The organism is Pelagibacterium xiamenense, assembly GCF_021166475.1.
Taxonomy (GTDB): domain Bacteria; phylum Pseudomonadota; class Alphaproteobacteria; order Rhizobiales; family Devosiaceae; genus Pelagibacterium; species Pelagibacterium xiamenense.
The window spans coordinates 1,156,485-1,170,733 of sequence record NZ_JAJOYS010000001.1 but is presented as its reverse complement, the minus strand read 5'-3'; the positions used below and the strand labels follow the sequence as shown (position 1 = coordinate 1,170,733).

The 14,249-nt window shown below is 61.9% G+C and carries 12 protein-coding genes; 2 read left to right on the top strand and 10 right to left on the bottom strand.

Annotated features, from left to right (window positions below; genetic code table 11):
• Nucleotides 1-29: 29 nt before the first annotated feature.
• The 3 genes from LSG43_RS05740 to LSG43_RS05730 form a co-directional block, all read right to left on the bottom strand.
• Nucleotides 30-1,646: a helix-turn-helix transcriptional regulator gene (locus LSG43_RS05740; protein ID WP_231801932.1), complete on the bottom strand. Its 1,617-nt coding sequence runs from the start codon at nt 1,644-1,646 to the stop codon at nt 30-32.
• Nucleotides 1,647-2,035: 389 nt separating this feature from the next.
• Nucleotides 2,036-2,521 carry a toll/interleukin-1 receptor domain-containing protein gene (locus tag LSG43_RS05735; RefSeq protein WP_369412445.1) on the bottom strand — a complete coding sequence of 162 codons (486 nt, stop codon included), beginning with the start codon at nt 2,519-2,521 and terminating at the stop codon, nt 2,036-2,038.
• A gap of 338 nt (nt 2,522-2,859) precedes the next feature.
• On the bottom strand, nt 2,860-3,897 hold the full coding sequence (locus LSG43_RS05730; RefSeq protein ID WP_231801930.1) for a hypothetical protein: 1,038 nt from the start codon (nt 3,895-3,897) through the stop codon (nt 2,860-2,862).
• 354 nt (nt 3,898-4,251) lie between these two features.
• Here LSG43_RS05730 and LSG43_RS05725 point away from each other — a divergent pair, with 354 nt between their 5' ends.
• Nucleotides 4,252-5,022, top strand: coding sequence for an alpha/beta fold hydrolase (locus LSG43_RS05725; RefSeq protein ID WP_231801928.1), 771 nt, complete (start codon nt 4,252-4,254; stop codon nt 5,020-5,022).
• 104 nt (nt 5,023-5,126) lie between these two features.
• Here the strand turns inward: LSG43_RS05725 and LSG43_RS05720 are convergent, their stop codons facing one another.
• On the bottom strand, nt 5,127-6,338 hold the full coding sequence (locus LSG43_RS05720; protein ID WP_231801926.1) for a sensor domain-containing diguanylate cyclase: 1,212 nt from the start codon (nt 6,336-6,338) through the stop codon (nt 5,127-5,129).
• A 229-nt stretch (nt 6,339-6,567) separates the two neighbouring features.
• Between LSG43_RS05720 and LSG43_RS05715 the strand changes: the two genes are divergently transcribed.
• Nucleotides 6,568-8,232 (top strand): thiamine pyrophosphate-binding protein, encoded by a 1,665-nt coding sequence (locus LSG43_RS05715; RefSeq protein WP_231801924.1) that lies wholly within the window; start codon nt 6,568-6,570, stop codon nt 8,230-8,232.
• Nucleotides 8,233-8,273: 41 nt separating this feature from the next.
• On the opposite strand, the gene LSG43_RS05710 is transcribed toward LSG43_RS05715, so the two are convergent.
• The 6 genes from LSG43_RS05710 to ehuC all read right to left on the bottom strand — a co-directional run bounded on the left by LSG43_RS05710 (nt 8,274) and on the right by ehuC (nt 14,122).
• Nucleotides 8,274-9,644, bottom strand: coding sequence for an aspartate aminotransferase family protein (locus LSG43_RS05710; protein ID WP_231801922.1), 1,371 nt, complete (start codon nt 9,642-9,644; stop codon nt 8,274-8,276).
• A 28-nt stretch (nt 9,645-9,672) separates the two neighbouring features.
• Nucleotides 9,673-11,163, bottom strand: a complete 1,491-nt coding sequence (locus LSG43_RS05705) for an NAD-dependent succinate-semialdehyde dehydrogenase (protein ID WP_231801920.1) — start codon at nt 11,161-11,163, stop codon at nt 9,673-9,675.
• Nucleotides 11,164-11,299: 136 nt separating this feature from the next.
• A complete protein-coding gene (locus LSG43_RS05700) occupies nt 11,300-11,842 on the bottom strand; it encodes an Lrp/AsnC family transcriptional regulator (RefSeq protein WP_439652003.1) in 543 nt (180 codons plus the stop codon).
• Nucleotides 11,843-11,981: 139 nt separating this feature from the next.
• Complete coding sequence (ehuA, locus tag LSG43_RS05695; RefSeq protein ID WP_231801918.1) at nt 11,982-12,758, bottom strand: ectoine/hydroxyectoine ABC transporter ATP-binding protein EhuA; 777 nt, start codon at nt 12,756-12,758, stop codon at nt 11,982-11,984.
• Entirely contained in the window at nt 12,755-13,447 is a 693-nt protein-coding gene (gene ehuD / locus LSG43_RS05690; RefSeq protein WP_231801916.1) for an ectoine/hydroxyectoine ABC transporter permease subunit EhuD, read from the bottom strand. Before ehuD ends, ehuA begins: the two co-directional genes overlap by 4 nt.
• Nucleotides 13,448-13,450: 3 nt before the next feature.
• Complete coding sequence (ehuC, locus tag LSG43_RS05685) at nt 13,451-14,122, bottom strand: ectoine/hydroxyectoine ABC transporter permease subunit EhuC (protein WP_231801914.1); 672 nt, start codon at nt 14,120-14,122, stop codon at nt 13,451-13,453.
• Nucleotides 14,123-14,249 lie beyond the last annotated feature (127 nt).

Below are 14,249 nucleotides of genomic sequence, written 5' to 3'. Positions count from 1 at the left end.
CCCTGTGGTGAGAATTGACCATGTGCCGCTCAGACGAGCTTGTCCCTGTGGGCGATGGCGCTGGCCGCGGTTCGCGACGATACCCCGAGCTTGTCGAAGATGTTGCTCACGTGGCGCGCGACTGTGTGTTCGCTGATGCCCAGCGCGATGGCGACCCCCCGGTTCGTCTCGCCGGCCGCGACGAGCGCCAGCACCTCGCGTTCGCGGTCCGTTAAAAGCCCCGCCGGGCCGCCGCCCGCCATGAGCTTGTCGAGCGCGGCCAGATCGGGCGCAGCCTCCAGATCGCGGAAAACCGCCCGTGCGGCCTCGAAATGCATGTGCGCATCCTCGTTACTGCCGAGCCGCTGGCACACCCGCCCCATGAGCACGCGCACGCGCGCGGCTTCATAAGGCACGCCGAGCTGCTGCCAGAGCCCCCATGCCTCGCGCAAGGGCGCGAGCGCCAGTTCCGCCGCCCCCTCTGCCAGCCGGAGAGCACCGGTTGCCTGGGCCGAAATCGCGCGCAGAAACGGCGCGTCGAGGGTCGCGGCCGTGTGTGCCAGCGCGTCGGCGACGGCCGGTGCGGCTTCGAGATCGCCCGCGGCGATCAGGATCTCGACGCACGGGCCGAGCAGTCTGGGGTCCGCGGACCGCGCCTCCCCCGCCGCTTCGCGGATTGAAGCGGCGGCGGCCGTGCGCTCGCCCTGCGCCAGACGCAGCAGCGAGAGGCCGGGGCGCGGTTCATAGCCGTGCAGCCCGGCCTGACGGTACATCTCTTCGGCCTTATCGAACGCGCCGCGAAGCCGATGAAGCTCGCCCAGCTGGTAGCACGCGTGTCCAACCTCTGCCGCCGACCTGCCGGCAAGGTGCGCGCGGGCCTTCATCGCCTCATCGAGCGCCCCGGGCCAGTTGCCCTGCAACTGCAGAATTTCCGACCGGTGCACGAGGCACCGGCCACGATAGGGCACAAGATCGGGCTGGGACGCGCACCAGGCGTCGAGCTGGCCGGTCCATTCCTGCGCGCGGTGCAGATCGAAGATGCGCTGGCAGGTCAGGATGACGGCGCAGTAGATGATACCGGCAAAGACCGGCGATACGTCGCCCGCCGTCACCGCCACCATGGCCTCGTCGAGCCGCGCCGCGCCCTCGGCGCTCTTGTGCAACCGGATCAGGCTTTGGCCGGACCCCAGAAGCGCGAGCGCTAAAAGATCGGCATCCCCGAACCGCTCGGCAAGCGCGACGGCCCGCCGAAACTGCGCATTGGCGCTTTCGGGCGCCCCCATCTCCAAAAGGCCCCTCACGGCGTATCCGTACCCTTGCGCCACGCACGGACCCTCCCGGTCCTTGAGCAGCCGCTCCGAGCGCGCCAGCCAACCGGTACCGCGCGCCGCCTCCCCGCGAAGCAGGAAATTGAGGCTCAACCAGAACCCGCATATTGCGGCCTGCTCGATCTCCCCCCGGTCGATGCGTTCGTGATGCGCGCGCGTCCAGATGGCGGTTGCCTCGGCCTCCTCACCGACAAGATACGCCGCCGCCGCAAACCGTTCGAGATCGTCCGGTTCGAGAGACAACACCCCATCGGCCCCGGAAAGCCGCGCATAGGCTTCCCGCCACCTGCATCGGGCAAACGCCTCCCGCCCCGCTTCGATCTCGGCAAGACGTACCATGTGGTTTTCTAGCATATTGGGGGGACTGTTGGACACTGCGGGGGTGGGTGGGGAGATGGGGACAGCTTCAGTGCAGGCTCTGAGCTACGCGCATGGCCCGTGCCCAGCACATAGGTCCGGCATCGTTCTCCCCCGAAGACGGGCATATGTGACCAAACAAGTGGACAGCGCTGCCTGTGTGGATTTGATTGCTATAGCTCCCTGCTGCCCCAGTTCTTTTCTGCATTATGTTCGGTCTATTGATTGCGGAGGATGAGGGCAAAGCCGCAAGCCGCTCGCCTGTGGAAGCGGAATAGACGGTTCCAGCGGATACTCCGCGAAACCTGCCATCGAAGCCCCATCGCGATCTGGTGGCACCTCGTCCTGACTTCGGCCGCGCAACCCGCATATCAAGTCGCGACCAACTCAGCGATCTTAGCCGCAACTTCCGCCATCGACTCTTCGGCAGTGTTCAGCCCAGCCCGAGACGCTAGCAGAAGGCTGACCTTCTCAAGCTCCTCGTAGGTCGTTCCGTGTACAACTGGCACGAGCCGCTCACGCCGAAGAAGCGCCGAAAGCTCTTTATCCGCGACACCTTCTGCCGGTAGACGGCGCAACATGGCGGGCGTAACCAGCACGATACCGACGCGAGAGTTCACCAACCCCTTGTCAATTGCCCGCATCATCGGCACGCCAAGGCCGAGGACTTTCTCGCTAAACCACACGCGAACACCGCGCGCTTCAAGGAGGTCATGAAGGTCTTTCGCGGCCCCCTGACGGTCATCCCACGCGTGGCACAGGAAGACGTCACGGAGATCAGGCTCTGAAACCGCAAGGCTTTCGACGGATTCACGGACAGGACTGAGTGCCCGCACTTCTTCGGAAGTGTACCACACCCCGGAACTCGAAGGGGACCAGCGCGGCTTAGAGCTGCGATACCCCGAACCGCCACCGCCCGGGTTACCCGATTTAAAGGTGGAAGGAGAAGGCTGATAGCTGCTGTAATCACTGTAACCGCCGTAGCTGCCATATCCCCTTGAGCGACCATAACGACCTCCGCAAGCGGGGCAGTTGGCTGCCGCTGCCGCCGAACGGTGTCCCCTTACTGGCGCAGTACATCTGGCCATATGCTCTCCCCTCCGTCTCATCGACTATTCTGCCGGAAATTTGAAATGGTAATTTCTGCGCAACATCTGATGTTGACAGATATTAATTGCGAAACAATTCTAGCAAGTCATTGACCGCGACTCTTTGACCGATAGCCCTTCCGCCTCCGGTGTAGGCCGCGCTCAAAGAGCTTATCGTGCAGCAGCGCTATAAGCCGATCTTGCCATCCATTAGTATGCAACACTCGATCAAAGTGTGCGTCCTGATCGCGGAGAAGATCGAGCCGCGACCGCTGCGACGCTTCATCCCAATCTTGATACAGCAAATAGACTGCGTTGCCGTATCTGAGGTTCTCGAAGACGACTAGATCGTCAGCAAACTGTGCACCGAAATATGAGCCGAAGCCGCCCTGACCACGAATGTAGGCTATCGGCTCGAAACCTTCGAACAATTGCACCCGCTCGCGAACATGCTTCTCGAAGTCGGCGGCGTTCGTTGGATTGGACGATCCCAATAAGCGAGCAACAACTTCGTCCACGGTGCCCGGTGGGAAAATCTGCCAGTCGAGCGTAACGGCTGAAACGTATTCCTCGCGCGTCGCGTGGCTCGCGTACACGCCGGTGACGCCGGTATTCTCTTGGAGGACGTTGATCGCCCAAAGCAGCATTAAGTCGAACTCGGCCATGTCCCGGCTGAGCATGGGTGCGAGAGCAAATTTGACCACGACCTGCTCACCGCCCCTATCTTCCAGCACACTAGCTTCGATGGTCATGCCCTGTGGTTCGAAAATTTGGTGCTGATAAACGTCTTTGGTCCAAGAACGCATTGTCCAGCCGTTACGCGCGCCGTCCCCGAAGTTGGGTGACTCGAAGGTCCATGTCTTCTGGACCATCGGCCAATCCTGGCGCTTGCGGTCCCAACCATATGCGTTCCGCAAAGACCACTTTCCGGCATCGGCAGCGGGTTGGGTTGGACCAGCCGCGACGACGGAGGAACTGGCCATGCTCAATCCTAGGTGACTATACTGCCCCGCGCCAATATCTCTACGTCTGATCTTCTTGGTCGCAGCGACGGTGATAAGATCGCCGTCAATGTCATTCAGTGCGCTCTGCACAAACGGCGGGATTTTAAGGTAATTGCTCTTCCAAGGAAAACGCTTTGCCATTGTTCAGCCCCTTGCTATGACGAAAGAACGTAAGGGGTTGATACTGACGGGGCAAGAACCGCGGAGAAATATTCCAAGTAATAGATGCAGTCAGCGCCAGTTTCGTTGGAAATTCATTTCACGTGCGGTTGGACACTGGGCGAGCACGTCCGCTTATCCATACTCATGCTGAAATATGGCAGACCGCAAACGGCCCCCACAGATGTTACCCGACGAACTAGCGGCAACTTGTTGGGAGTGACGGAATCTGGTCAATGTCACGGGGTCGAAAGCAGACTAACGGCTCGCTTGTAGCGTCGCCCCTAAAGCAACCAAGCCGCTCCGCACCATCCCACTCCAGCTTCTGGATATATGATGCAGGTCTTTTCTTGCCCCGGTGGCGCGACACTTTCGTACGAAAAGGCCGGACAGGGCCCTCCGCTGGTGCTGGTTCATGGCAGCTTCAGCGATCATGAGACAAACTGGGCGCTGGTGCGCCCCGCTCTGGAGGAGCACTTTACCGTATATGCAATCGCGCGCCGCGGGCGCGGGCAGACGACGTCCGGCCCGGCCCTTCTCGATGAGGCGGAAAACCTCGCGGCGTTCCTGCAATCGCTGGCAGAGCCCGCCTGCCTTGTGGGTCACTCATACGGCGCGCAGGTGGCTCTGCGCGCTGCTGCCGACGGTCCCCGGCAGGTTCGCAAGCTCGTGCTCTACGAACCGCCCTGGCCGGATACGACCCCTCCGGAGGTCATCGATCGGCTCAAACTCAGGGCTGCGAATGCCGATTGGAACGGGCTGGCGGAGGACTTCTTCTCTGAAGTTCTGGGGCTCACAGGGGATGATATCGACGGCCTCCGTGCCGCCGGGGCATGGCCCTTTATCGTCACCGACGCCGAAGCATCTCTTGGCGACATTCTGGCTTTAAGTGCCTACCGGTTCGATCCGGTCGGCTTCAGGGAGCTGCAGGTTCCGGTTCTGCTTCAGGTCGGGACCGAAAGCCCGCGCGACGCCTTCGCAACGGATGCGCTCGCGCGCAACCTGCCGCGTGTCGAGGTCCAGACGCTCGAAGGACAGGGCCACGAGGCCATGAACACCGCGCCGCGCCTTTATGCGGAGACAATAACGCGACTGCTGGGGACTTGACGCTTCGAATGGGGTTCACGCCGCAGCCTTTGGGGGCGCTTGCGGGCGCACGCTCAAGCGCTCGGCAGTCGCTATGATGCGTACGGCTATTTCCTGAAACGACGCTAACGCGCCTTCCCGGCCTTCTTGGCCCGGTAGCAATCGGCGTCGGCGCGCGCGTAGATAGCGTCGACCGAACATTCGGAATCGAATTCCGAGACGCCAATGCTGGCGCTCAGCGTCCGCTTTGCGGGTTCCGGTCCGATGGCAATCTGCGCGATCGCTGCCTTGAGCCGCGCGGCAACCGCCTGTCCGCTCGCGAGGTCCTGATCGCGCAAGAGCACGGTGAACTCGTCGCCGCCAATCCGGGCCGCGCAGTCGGTCTTGCGGATCGCGCCACGGATGACCGTCGCGACGGCGATCAGGGCGCGATCGCCTTCGGCATGGCCGAAATCGTCGTTGACCGGCTTGAAATTGTCGAGGTCAACGAACAGCAGACAGTGCTGGCCGTCTTCGGGCACGTCTTCGAGTGCGCGATTGAATGCCCGGCGGTTGAGAAGGTCGGTCAGCGAGTCGTGGGTCGCCGCGTGGGCGAGATCGGCCTCGACAGCTTTGAGGTGCGAAATGTCGGTGTCCGTACCGATGGTGCGCACGACATTGCCGTCCGCGTCCCACTCGACCGGTTTGCCACGGCTCAGGATCCACACATAGTGTCCGTCTCTGTGGCGTTCCCGGTATTCGAGAATATCATAGCCGTCTTCGCCCACGTTCTGCCGGTCGACGCGTTCGAGGAGACGTTTTTGATCGTCCGGATGTACGCGGGCGAGCCACGCGTCGCGCGAGTCGTCCACAACCTCGTCGGGCGCAAACCCGCGCAACTTTTTCCACATGGGGGAATAGAACATGGAGCGGGTGCGCGCGTCGTGATCCCAAACGCCCTGCCGGGCCGACTCCAGCGCGAACTGCCAGCGGCTTTCGCTTTCGGCCAGCGCTTTTTCGGCGCGCTTTCTGCGGTCGATATCGCTCAGCTGCACAACGAGGTAGAGCGGATCGCCTGTGTGCTGTGAGGGCAGCACGGACACCGCCGCGGAAACCCAGATCGGGGCGCCCGTCGCTGAAAGGCAGCGGTGTTCGCCAACATATTCGTCCCGGTGTCCGGCCAGGACGTCCTTGAGCTGCTCGAGCAATTGCGCGCCCTCGCCTTCGAACAACTCGGTCGCCAACCGGACGTCTGCACCGAAATCGCGCACGAAGGCCCTGTTGCGATAAACGATCGTGCCGTCCATGGCGCACACCATCATGCCGACAGCGGCAGCGTCGACAATCTTCCGCAGCATTTCGCCGTCCCTGCCAAACAGGAACGGCGTGTCCCGCGTAATCTTTGGTTCGGTCCTCCTCATGGACGCAAGGCTAGTGGCTATGCGTTAAATCTTCATTGGAAATATTGTGCAGATAAGTTCAACGCACCGGCGTGAGCAATATGCGTTCAGATCGTGCGGTTGGCCTTGTGTCCCCGCACATCCACCTTCAAACTCGGCGCATATTCCTAGACCTCAAGGGTCCGATATGACCATAGCCCGCACCGGCGGCCAGATCCTCATCGACCAGCTCGCCATCCACGGCGTTAAAACCGTCTTCTGCGTTCCCGGCGAGAGCTATCTTGCCGCGCTCGATGCGCTCTACGATTCCCCGATATCGGTCACCGTCTGCCGGCAGGAGGGCGGGGCGGCGATGATGGCGGAGGCGGCGGGCAAGCTCACGGGCAGGCCCGGCATCTGCTTTGTCACGCGCGGCCCGGGCGCGACCAATGCCGCCCACGGAGTGCACATCGCCAAGCAGGATTCCACCCCGATGATCCTGTTCGTGGGGCAGGTCGCGCGCGATATGCGCGGCCGCGAGGCGTTTCAGGAGCTCGATTACCGCGCCGTGTTCGGCACCATGGCGAAATGGGCGACCGAGGTCGACGACGCCGCACGCATCCCCGAGATGGTCGCGCGCGCCTTCGCCGTCGCCACCAGCGGGCGCCCCGGCCCCGTCGTCATCGCGCTGCCCGAGGACATGCTCACCGAAACCGCCGCCGTCGCCGACGCGCGGGCCTATCAGGTGCCCGACCCGGCGCCCTCTTCCGCCGAAATCGCCGCCGTGTGCGACGCGATCCAGTCTGCCGAACGCCCGCTCGCCATCCTCGGCGGCAGCCGGTGGACCGCCGCAGCGCGCGAGGCGATGCACGCGGTTGCCGAAACGCTCGAGCTCCCCGTCGCGGTCTCGTTCCGCCGGCAGATGCTCTTTTCCGCCGATCACCCCAACTATATCGGCGATCTCAGCCTCGGCCCCAATCCGGGGCTCGTCGCCTATGCCAGGTCCGCCGATCTTGTGCTCCTCATCGGCACGCGGCTTTCCGAGGTGGCGAGCCAGGGCTATACCCTCCTCGACATCCCCACCCCGCGCGCAAAGCTCGTCCACGTGCATCCGGACCCCGACGAACTGGGCCGCGTCTATCAGCCCGATATCGGCATCGCTACATCGCCTGCCGCCTTCGTTGCGGCGCTATCGGGCGCCCTGCCCCCTTCGCCCATCCGCCGTGAAGCCGTCGCCGCCGAGCGGGCGACGTTCGAGGCGTGGAACGCGCCGAAGCTGCGCAAGACCGATAATGTCGATATGGGCGCCGTCATGGGCCATTTGCGCGAGACCTTGCCGCCTCAAACCGTCATCACAAATGGCGCGGGCAATTACGCCACCTGGGTGCACCGGTTCTATCGCTTCACGCAGTTCAATACCCAACTTGCCCCCACCTCGGGCAGCATGGGGTATGGTATCCCCGCGGCGGTTGCTGCCGCACGGCTCGATCCGGGCCGGCCGGTCGTCGCGTTTGCGGGCGATGGGTGTTTTTTGATGAACGGGCAGGAATTTGCGACGGCAATTCAATACGATCTGCCGATCATCGTCGTCATCGTGGACAATTCTATGTTCGGCACGATCCGCATGCATCAGGAGCGGGGATATCCCGGACGCGCGGTTGGGACCGCGCTCACCAATCCCGATTTCGCCGCCTATGCGCGCGCCTTTGGCGGACATGGCGAACGCGTTGAAACGACAGCCGAATTTGCGCCCGCGTTCGAGCGCGCGAGGGCTGCGGGGCGCCCCGCGATCCTCCATTGCATCGTCGACCCTGAAGCGCTGTCGATCGATGCGACCCTGAGCGAAATCCGGGCGAAGGCGCAGTCATCGTAAGGGCGAGAATTGTTCCATCCTCGCCCACGATGAAAGGCCCGTTAGCCGAGGACGGATTTCACCGCATCGACGGTTTTTTCCACAACGATGTCCGCCTCCGCTTCGGTGAGGCAGAAGGGCGGCGCAAAGCCGATGATGTCGCCTTGCGGCATGGCCCGGGCAATCACGCCGTTCTTGGCCATCTCGGCTGAAATCCGCGGGCCAACCTTCTCGGAAACATCAAAGAATTCAGTGGCTTCCTTGTCCTTGGCCAGTTCCACCGCGCACAGCATCCCCTCGCCGCGCACTTCGGCAACGTGCGGGTGATCGCCGAGCGCCGCGGCCATCGTCTTGTTGAGATATGCACCGGTTTTCCCGGCGTTTTCCACAAGGCCGAGCTGGTCGATGAGGTTCAGATTCGCCACCCCCGCGGCCGCACCGAGCGGATGGGCAGAATAGGTCCAGCCATGCCCGATCGGACCGAACTCATCGGTCCCATCCTCGAGCACTTTCCAGACCTTTTCCGAGACAATCGACCCGGAAAGCGGGGCGTAGGCCGAGGTCAGGCCCTTGGCGATCGTGATGATGTCGGGTTCAATGCCGTAGTGGAGCGATCCGAACATCGACCCCAGCCGCCCGAAGCCGGTCACCACCTCGTCGGCGACGAGCAGAATGTCGTGCTTTTTCAACACCTTCTGGATCGCGTCCCAGTATCCGGCGGGCGGCGGAACGATGCCGCCAGTGCCCAGAATCGGCTCCCCGATAAACGCGGCAATCGTGTCCGCACCCTCGCGTTCGATCAGCGCCTCGAGTTCGGCAACGCAGTGCTCGACGAACTGCGCTTCGCTTAGCGCCTTGTTTTTCCTGCGCAAATAATAGGGCGCCTCGGTGTGGATCACCTGGGCGAGCGGCAGGTCGAACTTGTTGTGAAACGCCGCAAGCCCGGTCAGCGAGCCCGTCATCAACCCGGACCCGTGATAACCGCGCCAGCGCGAGATGATCTTCTTTTTCTCGGGACGGCCCAGTATGTTGTTGTAATACCAGATCAATTTGATGTTGGTTTCGTTGGCATCCGAGCCGCCGAGACCGAAATAGACCTTGCTCATATTCTTGGGGGCACGGTCCAGAACCATCTTGGCCAGCGTGATCGAAGCCTCAGTGCCGTGGCCGACATAGGCGTGATAATACGCTAACTCCTTGGCCTGATTGGCAATTGCCTCGGCGATCTCGGGACGGCCATAGCCGACATTGACGCAATAGAGCCCTGCGAACGCATCGAGCAGCCGGTTGCCGTCACGGTCCTCGATATAGACGCCGGAACCCCCGGTTACGATGCGATTGGGGCTTTCACCACGCGCGTGTTGGGCGAGATGGGTCGAGGGATGGAAGAAGTTCTCGCGGTCCCAGCGGTCGAGTTGATCGTTCGAGAGCATTGTTATTTTCCTTCTTGTCTTGAATAGGTTAGCGCCAGTCGCGGCAGACGTATTTGACTTCGGTGAACTCCTCCATCCCCAGCCGCGCGCCCTCGCGGCCCATGCCGGATTGCTTGTAGCCGCCGAAGGGAATGGGCGCGCCGGTCACCTTGGTGCGGTTGACCGCAACCATGCCGAACTGCAGCGTGCGCGAGGCGCGGTAGATGCGGCGCGGGTTGTTGGTATGGAGGTAGGCGACCAGCCCGTATTCGGTCGCATTTGCCCGCGAAAGCGCCTCCTCCTCGGTATCGAAGGCGCAGAGCGCGGCGACGGGACCGAAGGTTTCCTCGTTCATTATCAACGCATTATCCGGAACGTCGGCGAGTACGGTGGGCTCGAAGAAGAGCGGCCCCGCGGCATGGACATTCCCTCCAGTGAGGCATTTCGCGCCCTTGGCCAGAGCGTCTTGCACATGGCTTTTCTGCTTTGCGACGGCCCGATCGTTCATCAGCGGCCCGATGTCGGGATCGGTGTTGCCGGCACCGACCGTCAACGCCGCCGTGGCTTCGGCAAAGCGTGCGCAAAAATCCTTGTAAACCGGGCGTTCGATGAAGAACCGGTTGGCGCCGAGGCAGTCCTGACCCGAGGTCGCGAACTTCGCCTTGATGGCCTCGGCGACGGCCTGCTCGAGGTCCGCATCGGCGAAGACGATGAACGGCGCATGTCCGCCCAGTTCCATCACCAGACGTTTGACCGTATCGGCGGATTGCCGGTAGAGCAGCCGCCCGATTTCGGTCGATCCGGTGAACGAAAGCACTCTGATGCGCCGATCACGCGTCCAGGGCTCGACGATGGTCGAAGCCTTCCCCGTCACCACGTTAAAGCATCCATCGGGCATGCCGGCACGTTTGGCGAGAACGGCAAGAGCGGTTGCCGAATACGGCGTTTCGGACGATGGGTGCACGACGCAGGTACACCCGGCAGCCAAGGCGGCGGCGGCTTTGCGGGTGATCATGGCCGACGGGAAATTCCAGGGGGTGATGAGCGCGGCAACGCCGGAAGGCTCGCGCCAGATTTCCACTTCCGCATCAGGCAGATGCGAGGTGACGGACTCGATATTCGGCCGCTTGGCTTCTTCGGAATAGAACTCGATAAAGCTCGCCGCATAGTCGATCTCGCCGCGCGCCTCGGAGATCGGCTTGCCCTGTTCGGCCGTCATGATCTGCGCCAGATCTTCCTTGGCATCCAGCATCAGGTCAAACCATCGGCGCAGGATGGCGGCTCGCTGCTGGGGCAGCAGGCCGGACCATTCCTCAAATGCAGCTTCGGCGGCGTCCACGGCAGCAGAAGCATCCTCGGCGTCGAGCGAGGGAATGGCTCCTATTGCCGCGCCGGTCGCCGGATCATTGACAGCAAGGTCCGCGCCGGAGCGCGAACCTACGGCCTGGCCGTTTATATGAGCGAATTCGCAAAACAGTTCGGGATCGGCGAGAAGGCTCGCCAGTCCGGATGCTTTGTGTTTGGCAGACGAATTGGACATGATCGGGGGCTCCCAAAACGATGGGAGAATCATAGCGATCAAACCGGAGAGACGTTCGCCAAACTCAGCCGTGCGAAGCGAGGGTTGTTCTTTTACGGACCACCGGCAGGCGAGGAAAATTCTCCCGAAGCGGAATTCAGCCCTGCTCGGCGATGATGCCGACAGGCAGGGGCGTGTCCTTCACCGGCATCGTGACGACGTAGGAATAATAGCGGTTCACCCCGATCTTGGCGGTCAGCAACTCCTCGATCAGCTTCTGGTAGCTTTCGAGGTCGCGCGTCATCACCTTGAGCATGTAGTCGATCCCGCCGCCGACTGCCCAGCATTCAACGATTTCGGGAATGTCGGCGATGGCCTTTTCAAAGCGCGCGAAATCCTCGACCTGATGGCTTTGCAGTTCGATCTCGACGAAAATCACGGAAATCGGCCCGAGCGCCCGCAACGAAATGCGCGCGCCGTAACTCTCGATAATCCCGGCGTCCTCCAGCCGCTTGAGGCGTTCCCAGCACGGCGTGGGGGTCAGGTTGACCCGCTCGGCGAGCGTTGCCTTGGGAATGCGGCCTTCGTGCTGAAGGATCGAGAGAATTTTCAGATCACGATCATCGAGTTTGAACTGACCGTTACGAATGGGTGCGCCTCCGGCTCGGGCAATGTCGAAAACCATCCGCGCACGGTACATCCGCAAGGGTCCGCGCGTCCAGATTGGCCGGAAAAAAGTTTCACAACAACACCTTCGCCGGATGAAGCCACCCAGCGGCGAAGAATGTGCCTGCCGCGACTCGGGACGCGGCGGCGTTGCCTGGACCCTTTTCGGGGCCCTATTCGCCCTCGAGCACGGCCTTCAGGAAGGCGCGGGTGCGCTCTTCCTTGGGGTTCCCGAAAATCTCTTCGGGTGTGCCCTGTTCCTTGATCTTGCCGCGGTCGAAGAAGCATACGCGGTCGGAAACCTGGCGCGCGAACTGCATTTCGTGCGTCACAAGCAGCATGGTTAGGTCGTGTTCTTCAGCCAGCCGTCGGATGACGCTGAGCACTTCGCCCACGAGCTCGGGGTCGAGCGCCGAGGTCGGTTCGTCGAACAGCATGATCTTGGGCCGCATGGCGAGCGCGCGGGCGATGCCGACGCGTTGTTGCTGGCCGCCCGAAAGCTGGTGCGGAAACTTGTCGGCCTGGTCGGCAAGCCCGACCATATCGAGCAGTTCTTCCGCGCGCTCGCGCGCTTCGGCCTTTGACATGCCGAGGACCTTGACCGGTGCTTCGGTCAGGTTCCGCCGCACTGTCATGTGCGGAAACAGATTGAACTGCTGGAACACCATACCCATCTTCTCGCGCATCCGGCGCAGGTGCGCTTCTCCGGCCGGCTTGACGCCGCCGTTGGCCTTTTCATGCCAGAGCATGTCACCATCGACATAAACGACGCCTTCCTGGATGGGTTCGAGCGTCATCAGGATGCGCAGCACGGTAGATTTGCCCGAGCCCGACGGTCCGATAATGGTCACCTTCTCGCCCTGGCCGACCTCGAAATCGAGCTCATCGATCACCGTCAGTGTATCGAAACGCTTGACGACCTTGTCGAATTTTATGATGGGGTCGGTCATTTGAGCGGCAAGCCTCTCTTGGGAAGGTTCATGTCGAGGTAACGCACGGCGCTCGAAGCCACTAGCGTCATGATGAGGTAGAGCCCACCCACCATCGAAAGCGGGATCAGATAGTTGAACGTGCGGTCGCCGATGATCTGGGCCACGTTGAGCATTTCAAGCACGGTCACCACCGAGAGCACGGGCACGTCTTTCATGATGGAGACGAGATAGTTGCCCATGGCCGGAATGATGCGCGGAACGGCTTGCGGCAGGACTACGTGGGTAAAGGTCCGCAAGGATTTGAAATTGAGCGCGCGCGCCGCCTCGTGCTGCCCCTTGGCGACCGCCTCGATACCGGCACGATAAACTTCCGAGGTATAGGCGCTGTACTGGATACCCAGCGCCAGCGCGCCGGTGAGGAAGGCCGGGAACACGAGGCCATATTCGGGCAGAACGTAGTAGAGAAAGAAGAGCTGTATGAGCAGCGGCGTGTCGCGAATGAATTCGGTGATCGCGTATGCGGGCCAAGAGACGATTTTGAGCGGCACAGATTTGAGCGCCGCCAGGACGAGGCCGAGCACAATGGCAATGAAAAAGCCCAGTACCGTAGCCTGAATCGTCACCCACATGCCGATCAGGAGGATCGGCAGGATCGATATGGCGAAGGCCAGATTGCTGGAGGTATCCCATTCGATTCCGAAAAGCATCGGCTACCTCCTCACCGCGCGCCAGCGGCCGACATTGCGTTCGAGCAGCTTCATGATTGCCGTCAGCACCAGTGCCATGCCGAAATACATGAACAGGACCATCGTGTAGATCGTGGTCGAATCCTGGGTGAAATTGCGCAGTTGCTCGGCGCGGAACGCCAGATCGCCCAGGCTGATGAGCGAAACCAGGGCGGTATCTTTGAGGTTCTGGATCGCGAGATTACCGAACGGCGGCATCATTTCCGGGATGGCCTGAGGCAAGACGACTGAAAACAGCGTCTGGCGCGGCGTGAAATTGCATGCTTTGGCGGCTTCGTATTGATCTTTCGAAACCGCCTGGATGGCCCCCCGCACGACCTCGGCACCATAAGCGCCGATGTTCAGCGACAGCGCCAGTACGCCGGCGACCACCGGCGGCAGCCGCAAATCGATCCCGACAGCATCGCCGATCAGCGGGAGCGCGAAATAAAGCCAGAAAAGCTGGACCAGCAAGGAGGTCCCGCGAAATACCTCGATGTAGACAACCGAGATGCCTTTGAGAACCGGGTTGTGCGACGTTTTTCCGATGCCGGCGGCAAATGAGAGGATCGCGCCCAGAATAGTCGAATATACGGTCAGCTCGATCGTGACCCACGCCCCTTGCATGAGAGGGCCGAAATATTCTGTCCAGTGCATCAGAGTGTGCCCATCGCAAGTGCCCCATGCCAGGGCCACGCCCTGGGAATTTCCGATACAATGCCGGCCGGGACGTCCCCCCTGGGACCTCGCGCCCCGACCGGCTCATTGGTCGCTTCCGGCGCGG

What these genes read in the sequence shown, in the direction of transcription:
- LSG43_RS05740 (WP_231801932.1), bottom strand. Translation starts at nt 1,646, where the DNA reads ATGGTACGTCTTGCCGAGATCGAAGCGGGGCGGGAGGCGTTTGCCCGA.
- LSG43_RS05730 (WP_231801930.1), bottom strand. Translation starts at nt 3,897, where the DNA reads ATGGCAAAGCGTTTTCCTTGGAAGAGCAATTACCTTAAAATCCCGCCG.
- LSG43_RS05725 (WP_231801928.1), top strand. Translation starts at nt 4,252, where the DNA reads ATGCAGGTCTTTTCTTGCCCCGGTGGCGCGACACTTTCGTACGAAAAG.
- LSG43_RS05720 (WP_231801926.1), bottom strand. Translation starts at nt 6,338, where the DNA reads ATGCTGCGGAAGATTGTCGACGCTGCCGCTGTCGGCATGATGGTGTGC.
- LSG43_RS05715 (WP_231801924.1), top strand. Translation starts at nt 6,568, where the DNA reads ATGACCATAGCCCGCACCGGCGGCCAGATCCTCATCGACCAGCTCGCC.
- LSG43_RS05710 (WP_231801922.1), bottom strand. Translation starts at nt 9,644, where the DNA reads ATGCTCTCGAACGATCAACTCGACCGCTGGGACCGCGAGAACTTCTTC.
- LSG43_RS05705 (WP_231801920.1), bottom strand. Translation starts at nt 11,163, where the DNA reads ATGTCCAATTCGTCTGCCAAACACAAAGCATCCGGACTGGCGAGCCTT.
- LSG43_RS05700 (WP_439652003.1), bottom strand. Translation starts at nt 11,842, where the DNA reads ATGTACCGTGCGCGGATGGTTTTCGACATTGCCCGAGCCGGAGGCGCA.
- ehuA (WP_231801918.1), bottom strand. Translation starts at nt 12,758, where the DNA reads ATGACCGACCCCATCATAAAATTCGACAAGGTCGTCAAGCGTTTCGAT.
- ehuD (WP_231801916.1), bottom strand. Translation starts at nt 13,447, where the DNA reads ATGCTTTTCGGAATCGAATGGGATACCTCCAGCAATCTGGCCTTCGCC.
- ehuC (WP_231801914.1), bottom strand. Translation starts at nt 14,122, where the DNA reads ATGCACTGGACAGAATATTTCGGCCCTCTCATGCAAGGGGCGTGGGTC.